This window comes from Tundrisphaera macrotermitis, assembly GCF_051175315.1.
In the GTDB taxonomy this organism is placed as follows: Bacteria; Planctomycetota; Planctomycetia; order Isosphaerales; family Isosphaeraceae; genus Tundrisphaera.
This window is the reverse complement of the sequence record NZ_CP195100.1, coordinates 3588565-3602829: the sequence shown is the minus strand read 5'-3', so window position 1 is coordinate 3602829 and position 14265 is coordinate 3588565. Positions and strand designations below refer to the sequence as shown.

Below are 14265 nucleotides of genomic sequence, written 5' to 3'. Positions count from 1 at the left end.
TTTTCTATGGTAGGGTAGGCCGAGCCTCGCGAGGAATCGCCGAGGCGACCCCACCCCAACGCCGCGACATCGGAGGGCTTCCCGCCCATGATCCACCGCCCAGACCAGAACTCCTCCCTCCGCCCCGCCCGCCGCCCGATCCCGATGCTCACGCTCGCCGGCCTGCTGCTCGCCGGCGCGGCCGCCGAGGCCCAGGATCGGCTGAAGCAGATCCAGTCCGAGGCGATCGCCACGAAGGACCAAAAGCGGGCCCGCCCGTATCATTTCGGCTCGCAGGGCCCGGGCGACGTCTTCTCGAATCACACCAGCCACTCGAACCGGCTGATCCCATTCTATACGTTCGGCCGCAAGATCGACGTCGGCTCGATCACCGGGGCCAACAGCACCTATCGGGACGAGGCCAAGATCAAGGCCCTGTATGGGGAACTGCCCCAGCGGACCCTCAACCCCTCGGCCGAGTACGCGGACCAGAGCGACATCTACCGGCTCCAGAAGGACGCGGTCGCCAAGGGCGTGAAGCATCTCTTCATCGCCTGGTTCGACGGGATGGATTACGACACCACCCGCGCCGCGGCCCTGGCAAAGTCCGGGAAGGATTACGCCGAGGGCAAGGGTGCCGGGCTGGTCTTCCAGGATTACCCGGCCGATGGCACGGCGCAGTATGGCTACTACGTCACCAGCCCCACCCACGACAAGAACATCGTCGACCTCGACAAGCAGACCGTGAAGATCCCGATCACCAGCCTGCTGGGGGGCTACGACGCCGAGATCGCCGGCCCGAACCCCTGGACCCTCGGCCCGAAGTTCGCCCGGGGCTATTTCAAGGGCCAGGGGGCCAACGCCGAGGACAAGTCGGGCGTGGCCGCCGTGGGCGGGGTGCTCCATGCCTATACCGACTCGTCCCAGAGCGCCGCGGAGATCGCCTCGGGCGTGAAGTCGTACAACAACGGCGTGAACGTCACCGATGACGGGCGATTCGTGCCGACCCTGTTCGCGCAACTTCAGGGCGACGGGTGGAAGGTCGGCACGGTGACCAGCGTGCCCTTCGACCACGTCTCTCCGGCCGCGATGTACGCCCACAACGTCCACCGCGACGACTACCAGGACCTCGCCCGCGACATGCTGGGCCTCAAGAGCATCGCCCAGGAGACGGGCAAGTTCCCGCAGCAGCCCGGGCTCGACGTGGTGATGGGGGCCGGTTCGGGGATCGGCGACAAGACCAAGCAGCTGACCAAGGAGCAGGGCTCCAACGCGGTGTCGGGCAACACCCACATCACCGATGCCGACAAGGCCGCCATCGACGTGGCCAACGGCGGCAAGTACGTGGTGGTCGAGACCCAGCCCAAGGTCAACGGCGCGGCCGCCGTGGCCGAGGCGGCCGAGCGCGCCGCGAAGGGGGGCCACCGGCTCTTCGGCTTCTTCGGCAAGGGGACGTTCAACCACCTCCCGTACCGGACCGCCGACGGCAACTACGACCCCACCCCCAGCATCAAGAACAAGGCGGAGAAGTACACCGCCGACGACCTCAACGAGTCGCCCAAGCTGGTCGACCTGACCAACGCCGCGCTCAAGGTCCTGTCGGCCGAGAAGGGCAAGCCGTTCGCCCTGTTCGTCGAGGCGGGCGACGTTGACTTCGGGCTCCACGACAACAACCTCGACAACGCCGTCGGCGCCGTGCTCAGCGGCGAGGCCGCCGTCCGGGCGATCATCGACTGGGTCGAGAAGAACAGCAACTGGGACGAGTCGGCCCTGATCGTCTCCGCCGACCACGGCCATTACCTCGTGATCGACGACCCGGCGGCCCTGGCGGGCACCGCCAAGTAATCTGGTCGGGAGTGCGGGCCGCTCGCAGGATCGGGCGGCCCGGCTCAGCCCAGGCGGGCGGCGAAGTTCCAGGCGTGGCCGTCGGGATCGATCAGCTTGCAGATCCGGTCGCCCCAGGACGCGTCCATCGGCTTGAATGCCGAGGTGGCACCGGCCGCCATCGCCCGGGCGTAGAAGGCATCCACGTCGTCGCAGTAGACGTAGAGGGTCGAGGCGTGCCCGGCGGCCCGGGAGGAGCCCGGCCGGGCGTTGCCGGATTCGGGGTCTTTCGGGCCGAACAGGATGACGGCATCGCGCCAGTTCATGGCGGCCTGGTAGATCAACCCATCGGGGCCGACCTTCGTCTCGCGGGGGGCGAAGCCGAACGCATCTTCGTAGAACTTCAAGGATGTCCGGGCATCCTGCACCGTCAGGAACGGCGAGAGCCAGGGCATATCGGCCGGTCGCCCCGAGGCCGAAGCCTTCGCCGGGGCGATCCCCATCATCAGTCCGGACACGGTTGATCCCTCCTGGATCGTTGCAACGTCCCGCCTTCCCTGGCGAGTGAACTCATCATCGAGCGATGATGCAAGATTGTCAATGGGCGATCCCCGCCGCGACCGAGGCTCGCGGGAACCGCCGATGATCCTTCCCTCGACCTCGCATGAGCTTGCGTTGCGGCGAGGTCGATCGCCCCCTGGCCCGTTGATGAGACGAATGCGTCCTCGCCGGTCCCCCGATCAGCGCGAGCCGGCCGCGACCCTCCGGATCCGGTGGTTATTCGTGTCCCCGATGAAGATCGCGCCATCGGGGCCGACGGCGACCCCGTGGGGCCGGTCGAGATGCGACTCGTCCGAACCTTTCCGCCCATTGGTGCCGGCCACGGTCGTGATCGTTCGGGTGGCGAGGTCATAGCGGCGGATCGCGTGATTCTCGGTATCGACGATCAGCACGTTGCCGTCCCGGTCCACGCAGAGCTCCTTCGGACCGTCGAAGGTCGCCCGATCGGCGGGGCCGCCGTCGCCCGAATTCCCCTTCTTACCGGTGCCGGCCAGGGTGCGGATCGTGCCGGATGCGGGGTCGACGGCGCGGAGCGAGTTCCCCTGACGCTCGGCGATGTAAACGATGCCATTCGGGCCGACGGCCACGGCGCGGGCGCCGAACAGGGACGCCTGCGTCGCCGGCCCTCCATCGCCCGAGCGGGCCCCCTTGCCGGTCCCGGCGAACGTCGAGATGATCCCGGTGGATGCGTCGACCTTGCGGACCCGGTGATCGGCCACGTCGGCGATGTAGAGGTTGCCGGCGGCATCGAAGGCGATCCCGTTGGGCTCGGCCAACCCGGCGTCGGCCGCCGGCCCGCCGTCGCCGGATCCGGCCTTCGCCCCGTTGCCGGCGAAGGTCGTGATCAGGCCCGTCCGGGCATCGACCCGGCGGACCCGCCGGTTCAGGCGATCGACGAAGAACAGGTGGCCCGCCCGATCGAGCTTGACCCCGTACGGCTCGTCCAGCCGGGCCTCGGTGGCGGGCCCGCCGTCGCCGCCGAACCCCTTGACGCCCGAGCCGACGACGGTGGTGATCACGCCCGTCTTCGCATCGACCCGGCGGATCCGGTGGTTGTTGGTATCCGAGAAATAGAGGTTGCCGTCCCGGTCGAAGGTCAGGTCGAACGGGCTGTCCAGCAAGGCCGTCGATGCCGGCCCGCCGTCCCCCGCGAAGCCGCGTTTCCCGGTCCCGATATCCGAGTGAATCACGCCGGTCGGGTCGGCGGTGGTCAGAATCAGGCCCAGGAGGAAGGTCGTCGGGCTCAGCATCATCGCGTCTCCATCGATTCGGGAAGGAGCGGCGATGATAACACCCGGCGCGGGGCGAAGGAATCGCCCGACGAGGTGCGGAAGGGGTTGGACCGGGCATCGATCGTGCAGGATGATGGCGTCCGGCAGGACCCCGCTCCCGATCCTCGAAGAGTACCACTGATGGCCACCCGCCTGCGTTACCTCGGTCACTCCTCGCTCCTGATCGAGTCCGATGGAAAGTCGATCCTGATCGACCCGTACCTGTCCGAGTGCCCTACCACCCCAGCCGACGTGTCGGCCGACACGATCCGGCCCGACCTGATCCTCCTGTCGCATGGCCACTTCGACCACCTGGGCGACACGGTCGCGATCGCCCGGAGGACCGGGGCGACGGTGGTCGCCCCCTACGAACTGGCCAACTGGCTGAACAAGCAGGGCGTGGAGAAGGCCGAAGGGATGCAGCCGGGCGGGGGCTGGAAGGGGGACTCCGGCGTCCATGTCAGGTTGACGCCGGCCGTCCACAGTTCGAGCCTGGCCGACGGGACCTATGCCGGCCTGGCCTGCGGATTTGTGGTGACGTGCGGGGACGGCTCGACGATCTACGACGCCGCGGATACCGCCCTGTTCGGCGACATGGACCTGATCGGCGAGATCGGCCTCGACCTGGCCATCGTCCCGATCGGCGACTACTACACGATGGGCCCCGCCGATGCCGTCGCGGCGATCCGCCGCCTCCGGCCCCGGCTGGCGATGCCGATCCACTACAACACCTTCCCTCCGATCGCGCAGGACGCCCGGGCCTGGGCCGAGAAGGTCCGCGAGACGACCTCGGCCATGCCGGTCACCCCCGCCCCGGGCGAGTGGGTCGAGATCCGCTGAACCGTCGCGAGCCCCGGGCGATCCCCGCCCGGCGTGTAGGCAGACGCCCGCGGTTCAGGTAGCGTGGTCCCGGTTCCCGACCGGCCCCGGAGCGCCTTGAGCATGGCGATGAGCGATACGAGCCAGACCCGACCGGAGATCCTGCTGCCCTGGGGCGGAGGCCCTCCGCTCCCCCTGGAGATCCCGCCCGCCTGGCCGATCGTCGATGTGGCCCGGCCGGACCTGTCTTCCCCGCTGGACGACTATCCGGCCGCGCTGGCGGAGGCGCTCGACCATCCCGAAGGGTGCCCGCCGTTGTCCTCGATGGTGGGGCTGGGGTCGACCGTCGCGATCGTGGTCGACGACCCGACCCGCTGGACGCCCGTCCGCGAGGCGCTGCCCGTGATCCTGGGACGGCTCCGCGAGGCGGGCGTGCGCGTGTCGGACATCCGCATCTGCGTGGGGGTGGGGCGGCATCATGCGGTGGACGACGCGACGATGCGGCTCCGCGTGGGTGATGCCGTCGCGGACGCCCATCGCTGCGATAGCCCCCCGGTCGACGACCTGTCGGCCTACCAGGACCTCGGGACGACGCCCGATGGGATCCCGGTCCGGGTGTTCCGCCCGGTGGCCGAGGCCGACCTCCGGATCCTGATCGGGTCGGTCCTGCCCCACCTCCAGGCCGGGTTCGGCGGGGGGTACAAGCTGATCTTCCCGGGGACCAGCCACCGGACCACCCTCAGCGCGCTCCACCGGCGCGGCCTGGGGGGGGACGAGGCGGGGAAGTTGCTGGGGGGGGATGCCGCCGACAACCCGATGCGGTCGGCCATCCGGTCGGCGGCCGGTCTCCTCGGCCCTTGCCTGTCGATCAGCCACCTGCTCGGCCCGCCGGGCGTGGTGCTCCGGGTCGTCGCCGGCCATCCCGATCCGGTGCAGGATGCGCTGGCCGAGGAGGCCCGCCGCCGGTTCCGGGCCCCGGATCACGACCCGGCGGGCGTCGACGTGGTGGTGGCCGGGAATGACCCCTGGCCCGGCGACCCGATGATGAGCTTCAAGGTGCTGCTCCAGCATCGAGCGGCGGGGAGGCCGGGGGGCGTCCTGGTCGGGTTCTTCTTCACCGACCCGGACGCGATCGACCGATCGGTGCCGATGCCGGTGCTCCGGGGGATCGCGGCGGTCGGCTCGCCCGGGGGGTGGGCGGTCCGGCGCGGGGTGGCCGTCGCGGACCGGGTCGTCCGGGCCCTCCGCGCCCCCAACGAGTTCCTGATCCGGTGGGCCCGCGAACTGGTGGTGGACCGGACGGTCCTGGTCTACTCTCCCCCCCTGCATGCCAGGCTCGGCTCGAACCTCGGGCCGGTCCGGATCTTCGCCAATCAGGGCCGGCTCTGGGACCATGCCGCCCGGGCGCTCGGGGGCCACCCGCACCCCGCCTGCCGGGTCTTCCCGCAGGGGGGATTGACATATTGCCCGCAGCTCGGGGCAAACACCCCGGGGCGGGTGTAGACTGGGTTGAACGCGATCGGATCGGGCGACCTCGGACTGCCCCACCCGATCTCGGTCCTTCCCCGGGAGTCGCCGATGGCCGAGGTCCGCCTGATCCCCCTGGGCGTGGGGGATGCCTTCACCGCCCGGCATTTCACGACCTGCTTCGCCCTCGGCATCGACGGGTCGTGGCTCCTGATCGACTGCCCGCACCCGGTCCGCAGGATGTGGCACGAGGCGTCGGCGAAGGCGCTGGGGACTCCCCTGGACCTGGACAGGATCGTCGGCGTGGCGATCACCCACCTGCACGCCGACCATGCCTCGGGGCTGGAAGATTTCGCCTTTTACAATCACTTCATCCTGGGTCGCAGGATCACCTGGCTGGCCCATCCCCAGGTGTCGGCCCATCTCTGGGACGGCCTGCTCTACGCCGGGATGGGGCAGTCGCGCCCCGGCGAGCCGCCCCCGAGGCCGGGCGGGCTCTCCTCCTACGTCGACCTGGTGGACCTCTCCTTCGACCGGGCCGTCGACTTCGGGCCGTACGCGATCGAGTGCCGATCGACCCACCACCCGGTCCCGACCACGGCCTTCCGGATCCGAGTCGGGGGCCGGACCGTCGGCTTCAGCGCGGATACGGCCTTCGACCCCGGGCTGATCGACTGGCTCTCGCCGTGCGACCTGATCATCCACGAGGCCACCACCCTGCCGGAGTCGCAGGTGCACACGCCACTGGCCCGCCTTCTCGATCTCCCCGGGCCGATCCGGGCCAAGATGCGGCTCAATCACCTGCCCGACGACTTCGATCCGGGGTCCTGCCCGATCGAAGCCCTGGCGGAGGGCCGGTGCTACGAGATCTGAGCCGGGCCGGCCGGGTTCGATTCAGCGGACCAATGCCTTCGCGACCGCCTCGGCGACGATCTGGCGGGACTGGCTGATGTCCTCGATGGTCGGATCATCATCGAGGGGGTTGTACGCGGGCAGCTTGACCCAGCGCTCCGTGCTGCCGGCGATCTTCCGCTCGATGGCCTGGCCGATGTTGACGGTCCAGGTCTTGGCACCGATCCGGTCCAGGTGGCCGTGGTCCACGAAGGCCGAGGCCGGATAGCCGGAATGGCGGGCGTCGAGCAGCGTGACGTTGGGGAATCGGGACAGGACGGCCTTGGCCAGCCGGTCGAACTTCTGATCCTGACCTTCCTTGGTGAACTTCTCCTGGACCAGGGGCAGCATCGGCGGGGCCAGCCAGAAGACGCGGACGTCGTGCTCGGCCGCCAGCGCGAAGAACTTCTTGAGATAGTGCTTGTGGTAGGGCGTGATCCATTCCGGGTTGCTGAACGCCAGCTTGTACCAGACTTCGAGGTCGCCCACGTCGAAGGTCGGGTTGCGATTGAAGACCACGCCGCCGGCGTTGAGCTTGCGGTTCCGGGTCTGCGCCGCCGCCTCGTCGCGCTGGGTCTGGAACACGCCCTGGAAGGCGGTCGTCACGCCGGTGCGGATGTTGTCGCGTTCCCGCACCGAGACGAGCAGCTTGGCGCAGGCCATCCGGGCGAAGAACGCGGGATCCTTGACCTCGTAGGCCAGTTCGAGGGCCTCGCGAAATGAGAGGAAGTTGGGGAACCGGCTCTCGTTCTCGACGTAGCTGTGATTCATCAGGAGCGGGAAGGAGTCGACGATCACCGCCTTCGGCCGGGCTCCGGATTCGATCGCGCGGCGGAGCTGGAAGTAGCTGGTGGTCGTCTGGCCGCCGCCGATGGCCATGTTCAGGGTGCGCGACCCGGTGGTCTGCTTCATCACGCGCGGGATGATGCCGTGATTGACCTGGCTGTCGCCGAAGGCGAGGATGTCGAAGCCGGGCGACTTCTTCCGAGCGGCGCGGCCGTTGGTCTCCCATTCCCAGTGCCAGCCGGTCTTGAAAGCGATCTCGTTCCGAGCCAGGAGGCCTTCGGCGAGGAGGACCAGAGCGATCATCCCGATCAGGCCCACCGGGGCCCGCTTCAACTTGGACATGAAATCCGTCTCCCCATTCCGTTGGGATCGCGCCCCGGCATTCATCCGCGTGTCATACCTCATCGGACGGATTCGTCAAGTCGATCACCCCGGTTTCCGAAATTTAATCGCAGTGGCGTTCCCGGAGCCGGGTTGATAGCCGGAGGATGAGCTGGGCCCGCTCGAACTGGTCGAGCCATTCCCCCATCGATGTGGCCAGCGCCTCGTCGGACGGCGGGACGATGCCGGTCGGGCACGACGCGCCGAGCTGCTCGACGGCGAGCCGGCGGTAGATCGAGAGGGTCTTCTCGCCGAACCGGAAGACTTCCTGGAAGTCCTCGTTCAGGAAGACGGCGTGCGGGACCCGCGCCGCATCGTTGATCCGCAATTCGGCGGCGACTTCGGGCAATGCGTCGCGGTCCACGAACCGGACGTCGAGCACCGGCGTGGCCCGGGCGAAGTGGTCGAAGAACGGGCACTGGTTCACGCAGTCGCCGCACCAGGTGCCGGCCATCACCAGGACGGGCATCCGCCTCACGAACCCGCCGAGCAGCGTGGCCTGATCGGCGGACAATCGGACCCGGGCGTGGAGCGCATCCCAGCGGGCCCGCTGTGAGGGGCTGGCGTGGCGGTCCAGGAACGCGTCATACGGGAGAGCGGCATCGAAGGCGGACGTCCAGTCCATCGGCGGGTCACCAGGCGGGGGAATGTCGAGGCGACAGAGCGAGCCCCATCTTCGCCGATCGGGGGGATGCCCGCCCAGGCCAACGCGGCTCGGGCATCGAAACTGCACACCCAGGACCGCCGGATCCGCCGGATGTGCGACCCAAGATCTGCGACGAGGTGCGACCATGACGCGACGCGATGGCTTGCTGGCCGATGCCCTGTTCGGGGCGATCGCCGGGACGGTGGCGACCCTGGCCATGAACCAGGTCACGTCCCGGCTCTACGAGGCCGAGAGCCCGAAGGCTCGGCGGCGGGAGGACCGCGCCCGGGGCGGCCTGACCGCCCTGGAGATCGCCGCCGGGAGGGTCGCCGACGCGGTCGGCGCCGACCTGTCCGCGAAGCAACAGGCTACCGCCGGCGAGGCCCTCCACTGGGCGCTCGGGATCGGGGCGGGGGCCCTCTACGGGGTCCTGCGTCCGAGGGTGCCGGCCTCGCGGATCGGGCGGGGCCTGGCGTTCGGGACGGCCTTCTGGGTCCTGGCCGACGAGATCGCCGTCCCGGCTGCGGGGCTGACCCCCGGGCCGGCCGCGTTCCCCTGGCAGACCCACGCCCGGGCCCTGCTCGGCCATCTCGCCTTCGGGCTGGCCGCCGACGCCGCGCTGTCCGCCGTCGGCGCCCTGCGCAAGCCCGCGACCGAGGACGCGCGGCGGGCGCAATTCGAGGCCCGGCTGGAAGCGGTGGGCGGCCCGTTCGCACGCCGGCTCGCGGTGGGATAGGATGGAGGCCGACGGCCCGATTCGCCGGGCCGATGCGGGGTGATCTCCAGGCGGAAGGGGACGGACGATGTGCGGGATCTGTGGCGCGGCCTGGGCCGACCCCGGCCGCCCCCTGGGCGATGACGCCCTGGCGGCGATGGTCTCTCGGCTCCGCCATCGCGGGCCCGACGACTCCGGGACGTACCGCGACGCCCACGCCGCGCTCGGCTTCCGGCGGCTCTCGATCGTCGACCTCCCCGGCGGGCACCAGCCGCTGTCCAACGAAGACGGCACGGTGTGGGTCGTCTTCAATGGCGAGATCTACAACTTCCCCGCGCTCCGCCGCCGCCTGGAAGCCCGGGGCCACACCCTCCGCTCGACCGGCGACACCGAGGTCCTGGTCCATCTCTACGAGGATGAAGGCCCGGGCCTCTTCTCCCACCTGCGGGGGATGTTCGCGATCGCGATCTGGGATGTCCCCCGTCGAAAGCTCGTCCTGGGGCGCGACCGCCTCGGGCAGAAGCCGTTGCTCTATCGCCGCGAACCGGGGCGGATCAGCTTCGCCAGCGAGCTGAAATCGCTCCTGGTCGGTTCCGATGCCCCTCGCCGCATCGACCCGATCGCGCTCGACCGCTACCTGACCTACGGCTACGTCCCCCACCCGACCTCGATCCTGGAAGGGTTCCACAAGCTGCCGCCGGCCCACCTCGCCATCTGGCAAGACGACCGGATGGAACTCCGCCGGTACTGGGACCCGGACTGGGGCCGGGAGGAGCGGAGGCCCGCCGCCGAGGACGCCGAACGGCTCCGATCCCTGCTCGACGAGTCGGTCCGCGAGCAGATGATCGCCGACGTCCCGCTGGGATCGTTCCTGTCCGGCGGGGTCGATTCGACGATCATCACCGGGCTGATGCAACGCGCCTCGGATCGCCCGGTCAAGACGTTCTCGATCGGCTTCGGCGACCCGGCCTTCGACGAGAGCCGGTTCGCCGAGCTGGCCGCAAAACGGCTGGGGACCGAGCACCACGCCTTCCGGATCGAGCCCCGAGCCTGGGAGACCCTGCCCGCCCTGGCCGACCAGTTCGACGAGCCGTTCGCCGACAGCTCGGCCCTGCCTACCTGGCAAGTCGCCCGGATGGCCCGGGAGCAGGTGACCGTGGCCCTGACCGGGGACGCCGGCGACGAGCTGTTCGCCGGCTACGATCGCTACCGGGCCGTGAGCCTGGCCGCCCGGCTCGATCGGCTACCGGCCGCGATCCGCCGATTCCTGGCCGTGCCGCTGGCGCGGGCCGTGCCGGCCTCCTCCCGGGCCAAGACCCGGTTGCGCCGGGTCCGGCGCTGGCTGGAGGCGGTGGGCGAGCCCCCGGAGGGCCGCTACCTCCGCTGGGTCGGGATGTTCGACGAAACCGCCCGCGCCGGCCTTTATTCCGACGCGTTCCTCGACGACCTGGCCCGGGCGGCCGACGATCGGCCCGGCGAGGCCGATCCCGCGAGCCTGCTGGAGCGGGGCTTCGCCGCCGCCCCGGGCCGGGACCCGGTGACCCGGGCGACGATCGTGGACCTCTTGACCTACCTGCCGGGCGACCTCCTGGTGAAGGTGGACATGGCCAGCATGGCCCACAGCCTGGAATGCCGCAGCCCTTTCCTCGACCATCGGGTCGTCGAGCTGGCCCTGGCGATGCCGGTCGACCGCAAGCTGAGGTGGCGGGGCGGCCGGTCCAAGGTCGTGCTCAAGCAGGCATTCGCCGACCTGCTCCCCCGGGAGATCCGCGACCGGCGCAAGATGGGCTTCGGCGTCCCGCTCGACCGCTGGTTCCGCAACGAACTGGCCGGGGAACTGCGCGCCGTGCTCCTCGATCGGGCTGCCCTGGATCGCGGCCTGTTCCGTCCCGAGGCCGTCGAGCGGATGGTCGCGGAGCACATCTCCGGCCGACGCGATCATGCCTATCGGCTCTGGGCCTTGCTGATGCTCGAACTCTGGTCCCTGCGATACCTCGACGCCCCGGCCGAGGTCGCGGCCCATGCCTGACCCCTCGCCGAAGTTGAACAACTCCCGTCGCCGCCTCGGCATCGGAAGCGGAGCCGTCGCCGCGATCATCCTGTTCCTGGGCTGGCGATGCTCGGCGGGTCGCGTGGAATGGCCGGCCATCCAGGCGGCCATCGACGCCCGGGATTGGGCCGGGGCGGAATCGCTCCTGTCCCGTCGAGTCGAGCAGGAGCCCGCCGATTCGCGCGCCTGGCTGGCCCTGGGCAGCGTCCTTGCGACGTTGGGCCGCGAACCGGAGTCGATCTCGGCGTACGGTCGCGTCTCGCCCCGCGATCCAACATGGAGTCAGGCCCGGCTTTCGCTCGGCGATGTCCTCTGGAAGCAGGCCGACGCAAAGGGCGCGGAGGATGCTTATCGCCGCGCCGTCGACTCCGATGCGAATGGGGTCCAACCCCGGGCACGGCTGCTGCGGCTCCTGATCGTCGAACGCCGGATCGAGGAGGCGCGGGGGATCCTCCGGGAACTGCTCCGCCTGACCGGCGACGCCAGGCACCTGATCACCCTGACCGGGATGGCCCTGGAAGCGGGATCGGACCAGTTCCGCGACCTGAACGGCGAGAACGAGCGTCTGACGCGGGAACTGGTCCCCCTGCTCGCCCGGTCGCCCGACGATCCCTGGTTGCGGAGGGCCCGGGGGCTGCTCCGCTTCGACCTGGGCCATCCGGCCGAGGCCCGGGCCGACCTCGAATTCGCCGCCGATCGCTTCGATCACGATCCGGCGGTTCGGCTCGCCCTGGTCGGCTGCCTGCTCAGCCTGGGCGACCTGTCGGGCGTCGAAGATCGCTTCGGGACGCCCCCGGAGAATCCCGTCGATCGCGGACGCTGGTGGTTCCTGCGGGGCCGGGTCGAGCAGGCCCGGGGCCGCGACGCCGAGGCCATCGCCGCCTGGCGCGAGGCGGCTTCGGCCGATCCCCAGCATCGGGCGGCCTCGTATCAACTGGGCCAGGCCCTGCTCCGCCTGGGCCGCCCCGACGAGGCGGGCCCGTTCCTGGCCCGGGCCGAAACCATCCGAGTCCGCTGGGAGGCGATCAAGGCCGCCCTGAACGCCCAACTCAAGGGGACCAAGGACGCCGGGGCCTGCGAATCCCTGGGCCGCCTCTGCCTGGACGCCGGCCTCCGGGTCGAGGGCCGGGGCTGGCTCCGCCGGGCGATCCAGTTCGACCCGTCTCTGGTCACGGCGCAGGCGACACTGGCCACGCTCGGCGACGAGCCCGACCGGGCAGGTCCATTTCCCCGGTTGATGGCCGATCGACCCGGGAAAGCTGGCACGCCAGCCGTGCCCGGCCCCCGGTCCCCCGCCCGATCGGGCCCGCGGTTCGAGGAGGTGGCCGAGGCCCGAGGACTACGCTTCCGGCACGATTCGGGCGCCCGGGGCGACCTGTTCATCGGAGACACAATGGGCGGCGGCGTGGGATTGATCGACTACGATGGCGACGGCTGGCTCGACGTCTACTTCGTCAACGGCTGCCGCCGCCCCGTCGATCGCGCGGCCCCGCCGGCGCCGAACCGGCTGTTCCGGAATATCGGCCAGGGCCGGTTCGAGGACGTGACCGAGCGGGCCGGGGTCGGCGGCAAGGGGGACGGCACGGGATGCACCGTAGGGGATTACGACAACGACGGGCACGACGACCTGTTCGTGACCGGCCTCGGGTCGACGGTGCTCTACCGGAATCGGGGCGACGGGACGTTCGCCGACGTGACCGAGGCGGCCAGCGTCGGCTCCTCGCGTTGGTGCACGGCGGCCGGCTTCGGCGACCTGGATGGAGACGGCGACCTCGACCTCGTGGTCGTCACCTACGTCGATGCCGATCCGGCCAAATCGCCGCCGTGCCACGATGCGCTCGGCAAGCCGATCCACTGCCCGCCCGGCAAATTCCCGGCTCAGTTCGACCACCTGTTCCGCAACAACGGCGACGGCACCTTCGCCGACGCGAGCCGCGAGGCGGGTTTGGAGGTTCCGGACGGCCGCGGGCTCGGCCTGGCCATCGCCGACCTCGACGACGACGGCCGGCTCGACCTGTTCGTCGCCAACGACGCCGTGCCCGACTTCCTGTTCCTGAACCGGGGCGGCCTCCGGTTCGAGGAGGTGGGCGCCTCGGCGGGCGCGGCATTCGACGGCAACGGCAACGCCACGGCCAGCATGGGGGTCGTGGCCGACGACCTCGACGGCGACGGTCGGATCGACCTGTTCCACACCAACTTCCGGAATGAGGGGAACACCCTGCTCCGGAACCTGGGCGGAGGCCAGTTCGCCGACATCTCGGCGGGTTCCGGCCTCGACGGACCGAGCCGGCCGGTGACGGGGTTCGGCACCGTCGCGATCGACGGCGACAACGACGGCCGGCTCGACCTGTTCGTCGCCAACGGCCACGTCGACGACCAGCCCTGGCTCGACCAGCCGATGGCCCAGAGGCCGAGCTGGTACTCGGGCCGCCCTTCGGGCCGGTTCGCCCCGGCCGGGGACGAGGTTTCGCCGTACCTCGGCCGCCCGGTGGTCGGCCGCGGCGTGGCGTCGGGCGACCTCGACAACGACGGTCGGGTCGACCTGGTGGTCGTCCACCGCGACGGCACCGCCGCCCTGCTTCGCAATGTGGGCGAGGGGGGCCACTGGCTCGGCGTCCGCCTCGTCGGTTCGAAGTCCGGGCGGACGCCGATCGGGGCACGGGTCGTGTGCCGGGCCGGTGGCTCGACCTCGACCCGCTGGCTGTCCTCCGGGACCAGCTATCTCTCCTCCTCCGACCAGCGACTGTGGTTCGGACTGGGGACGGCCGCGACGATCGATGAACTGGAGATTCGCTGGCCTTCGGGGGCCATCTCACGCCGGTCGAACTTCCCGGCCGATCGGATCATCGAATTGGTCGAGCCTGGCCCGGGATAG

Annotated in this window: 11 protein-coding genes; 7 read left to right on the top strand and 4 right to left on the bottom strand. The window is 70.3% G+C overall.

Annotation, left to right across the window (positions count from 1 at the left end; translation table 11 throughout):
• The first annotated feature begins 87 nt into the window (after positions 1-87).
• Positions 88-1824, top strand: coding sequence for an alkaline phosphatase (locus TA3x_RS14480; RefSeq protein ID WP_435015358.1), 1737 nt, complete (start codon positions 88-90; stop codon positions 1822-1824).
• A gap of 44 nt (positions 1825-1868) precedes the next feature.
• On the opposite strand, the gene TA3x_RS14475 is transcribed toward TA3x_RS14480, so the two are convergent.
• Both TA3x_RS14475 and TA3x_RS14470 read right to left on the bottom strand, forming a co-directional pair.
• Positions 1869-2321: a VOC family protein gene (locus TA3x_RS14475; RefSeq protein ID WP_435015357.1), complete on the bottom strand. Its 453-nt coding sequence runs from the start codon at positions 2319-2321 to the stop codon at positions 1869-1871.
• Between the two features lie 222 nt (positions 2322-2543).
• A complete protein-coding gene (locus tag TA3x_RS14470; protein WP_435015356.1) occupies positions 2544-3617 on the bottom strand; it encodes a hypothetical protein in 1074 nt (357 codons plus the stop codon).
• A 159-nt stretch (positions 3618-3776) separates the two neighbouring features.
• Between TA3x_RS14470 and TA3x_RS14465 the strand changes: the two genes are divergently transcribed.
• From TA3x_RS14465 to TA3x_RS14455, 3 genes are all read left to right on the top strand, one after another.
• Positions 3777-4475 carry a metal-dependent hydrolase gene (locus TA3x_RS14465; RefSeq protein WP_435015355.1) on the top strand — a complete coding sequence of 233 codons (699 nt, stop codon included), beginning with the start codon at positions 3777-3779 and terminating at the stop codon, positions 4473-4475.
• 108 nt (positions 4476-4583) lie between these two features.
• Positions 4584-5957, top strand: a complete 1374-nt coding sequence (locus tag TA3x_RS14460) for a lactate racemase domain-containing protein (RefSeq protein WP_435015354.1) — start codon at positions 4584-4586, stop codon at positions 5955-5957.
• Between the two features lie 75 nt (positions 5958-6032).
• Positions 6033-6794, top strand: coding sequence for an MBL fold metallo-hydrolase (locus TA3x_RS14455; protein ID WP_435015353.1), 762 nt, complete (start codon positions 6033-6035; stop codon positions 6792-6794).
• Positions 6795-6815: 21 nt separating this feature from the next.
• Here TA3x_RS14455 and TA3x_RS14450 read toward each other — a convergent pair whose 3' ends face one another.
• Together TA3x_RS14450 and TA3x_RS14445 are read right to left on the bottom strand one after the other, a co-directional pair.
• The gene (locus tag TA3x_RS14450) at positions 6816-7940 is read right to left on the bottom strand and encodes a hypothetical protein (protein ID WP_435015352.1); all 1125 of its coding nucleotides are present in this window, start codon (positions 7938-7940) and stop codon (positions 6816-6818) included.
• Between the two features lie 103 nt (positions 7941-8043).
• Positions 8044-8604 (bottom strand): thioredoxin family protein, encoded by a 561-nt coding sequence (locus TA3x_RS14445; protein WP_435015351.1) that lies wholly within the window; start codon positions 8602-8604, stop codon positions 8044-8046.
• A 166-nt stretch (positions 8605-8770) separates the two neighbouring features.
• Between TA3x_RS14445 and TA3x_RS14440 the strand changes: the two genes are divergently transcribed.
• From TA3x_RS14440 to TA3x_RS14430, 3 genes are all read left to right on the top strand, one after another.
• Complete coding sequence (locus TA3x_RS14440; RefSeq protein ID WP_435015350.1) at positions 8771-9361, top strand: DUF1440 domain-containing protein; 591 nt, start codon at positions 8771-8773, stop codon at positions 9359-9361.
• Between the two features lie 67 nt (positions 9362-9428).
• Positions 9429-11369, top strand: coding sequence for an asparagine synthase (glutamine-hydrolyzing) (gene asnB, locus TA3x_RS14435; protein ID WP_435015349.1), 1941 nt, complete (start codon positions 9429-9431; stop codon positions 11367-11369).
• Positions 11362-14265 carry an FG-GAP-like repeat-containing protein gene (locus TA3x_RS14430; RefSeq protein ID WP_435015348.1) on the top strand — a complete coding sequence of 968 codons (2904 nt, stop codon included), beginning with the start codon at positions 11362-11364 and terminating at the stop codon, positions 14263-14265. Before asnB ends, TA3x_RS14430 begins: the two co-directional genes overlap by 8 nt.

Excerpts from the sequence above, each read along its gene's own strand:
- TA3x_RS14480 (WP_435015358.1), top strand. The coding sequence starts at position 88 with ATGATCCACCGCCCAGACCAGAACTCCTCCCTCCGCCCCGCCCGCCGC.
- TA3x_RS14470 (WP_435015356.1), bottom strand. The coding sequence starts at position 3,617 with ATGATGCTGAGCCCGACGACCTTCCTCCTGGGCCTGATTCTGACCACC.
- TA3x_RS14465 (WP_435015355.1), top strand. The coding sequence starts at position 3,777 with ATGGCCACCCGCCTGCGTTACCTCGGTCACTCCTCGCTCCTGATCGAG.
- TA3x_RS14460 (WP_435015354.1), top strand. The coding sequence starts at position 4,584 with ATGAGCGATACGAGCCAGACCCGACCGGAGATCCTGCTGCCCTGGGGC.
- TA3x_RS14455 (WP_435015353.1), top strand. The coding sequence starts at position 6,033 with ATGGCCGAGGTCCGCCTGATCCCCCTGGGCGTGGGGGATGCCTTCACC.
- TA3x_RS14450 (WP_435015352.1), bottom strand. The coding sequence starts at position 7,940 with ATGTCCAAGTTGAAGCGGGCCCCGGTGGGCCTGATCGGGATGATCGCT.
- TA3x_RS14445 (WP_435015351.1), bottom strand. The coding sequence starts at position 8,604 with ATGGACTGGACGTCCGCCTTCGATGCCGCTCTCCCGTATGACGCGTTC.
- TA3x_RS14440 (WP_435015350.1), top strand. The coding sequence starts at position 8,771 with ATGACGCGACGCGATGGCTTGCTGGCCGATGCCCTGTTCGGGGCGATC.
- asnB (WP_435015349.1), top strand. The coding sequence starts at position 9,429 with ATGTGCGGGATCTGTGGCGCGGCCTGGGCCGACCCCGGCCGCCCCCTG.
- TA3x_RS14430 (WP_435015348.1), top strand. The coding sequence starts at position 11,362 with ATGCCTGACCCCTCGCCGAAGTTGAACAACTCCCGTCGCCGCCTCGGC.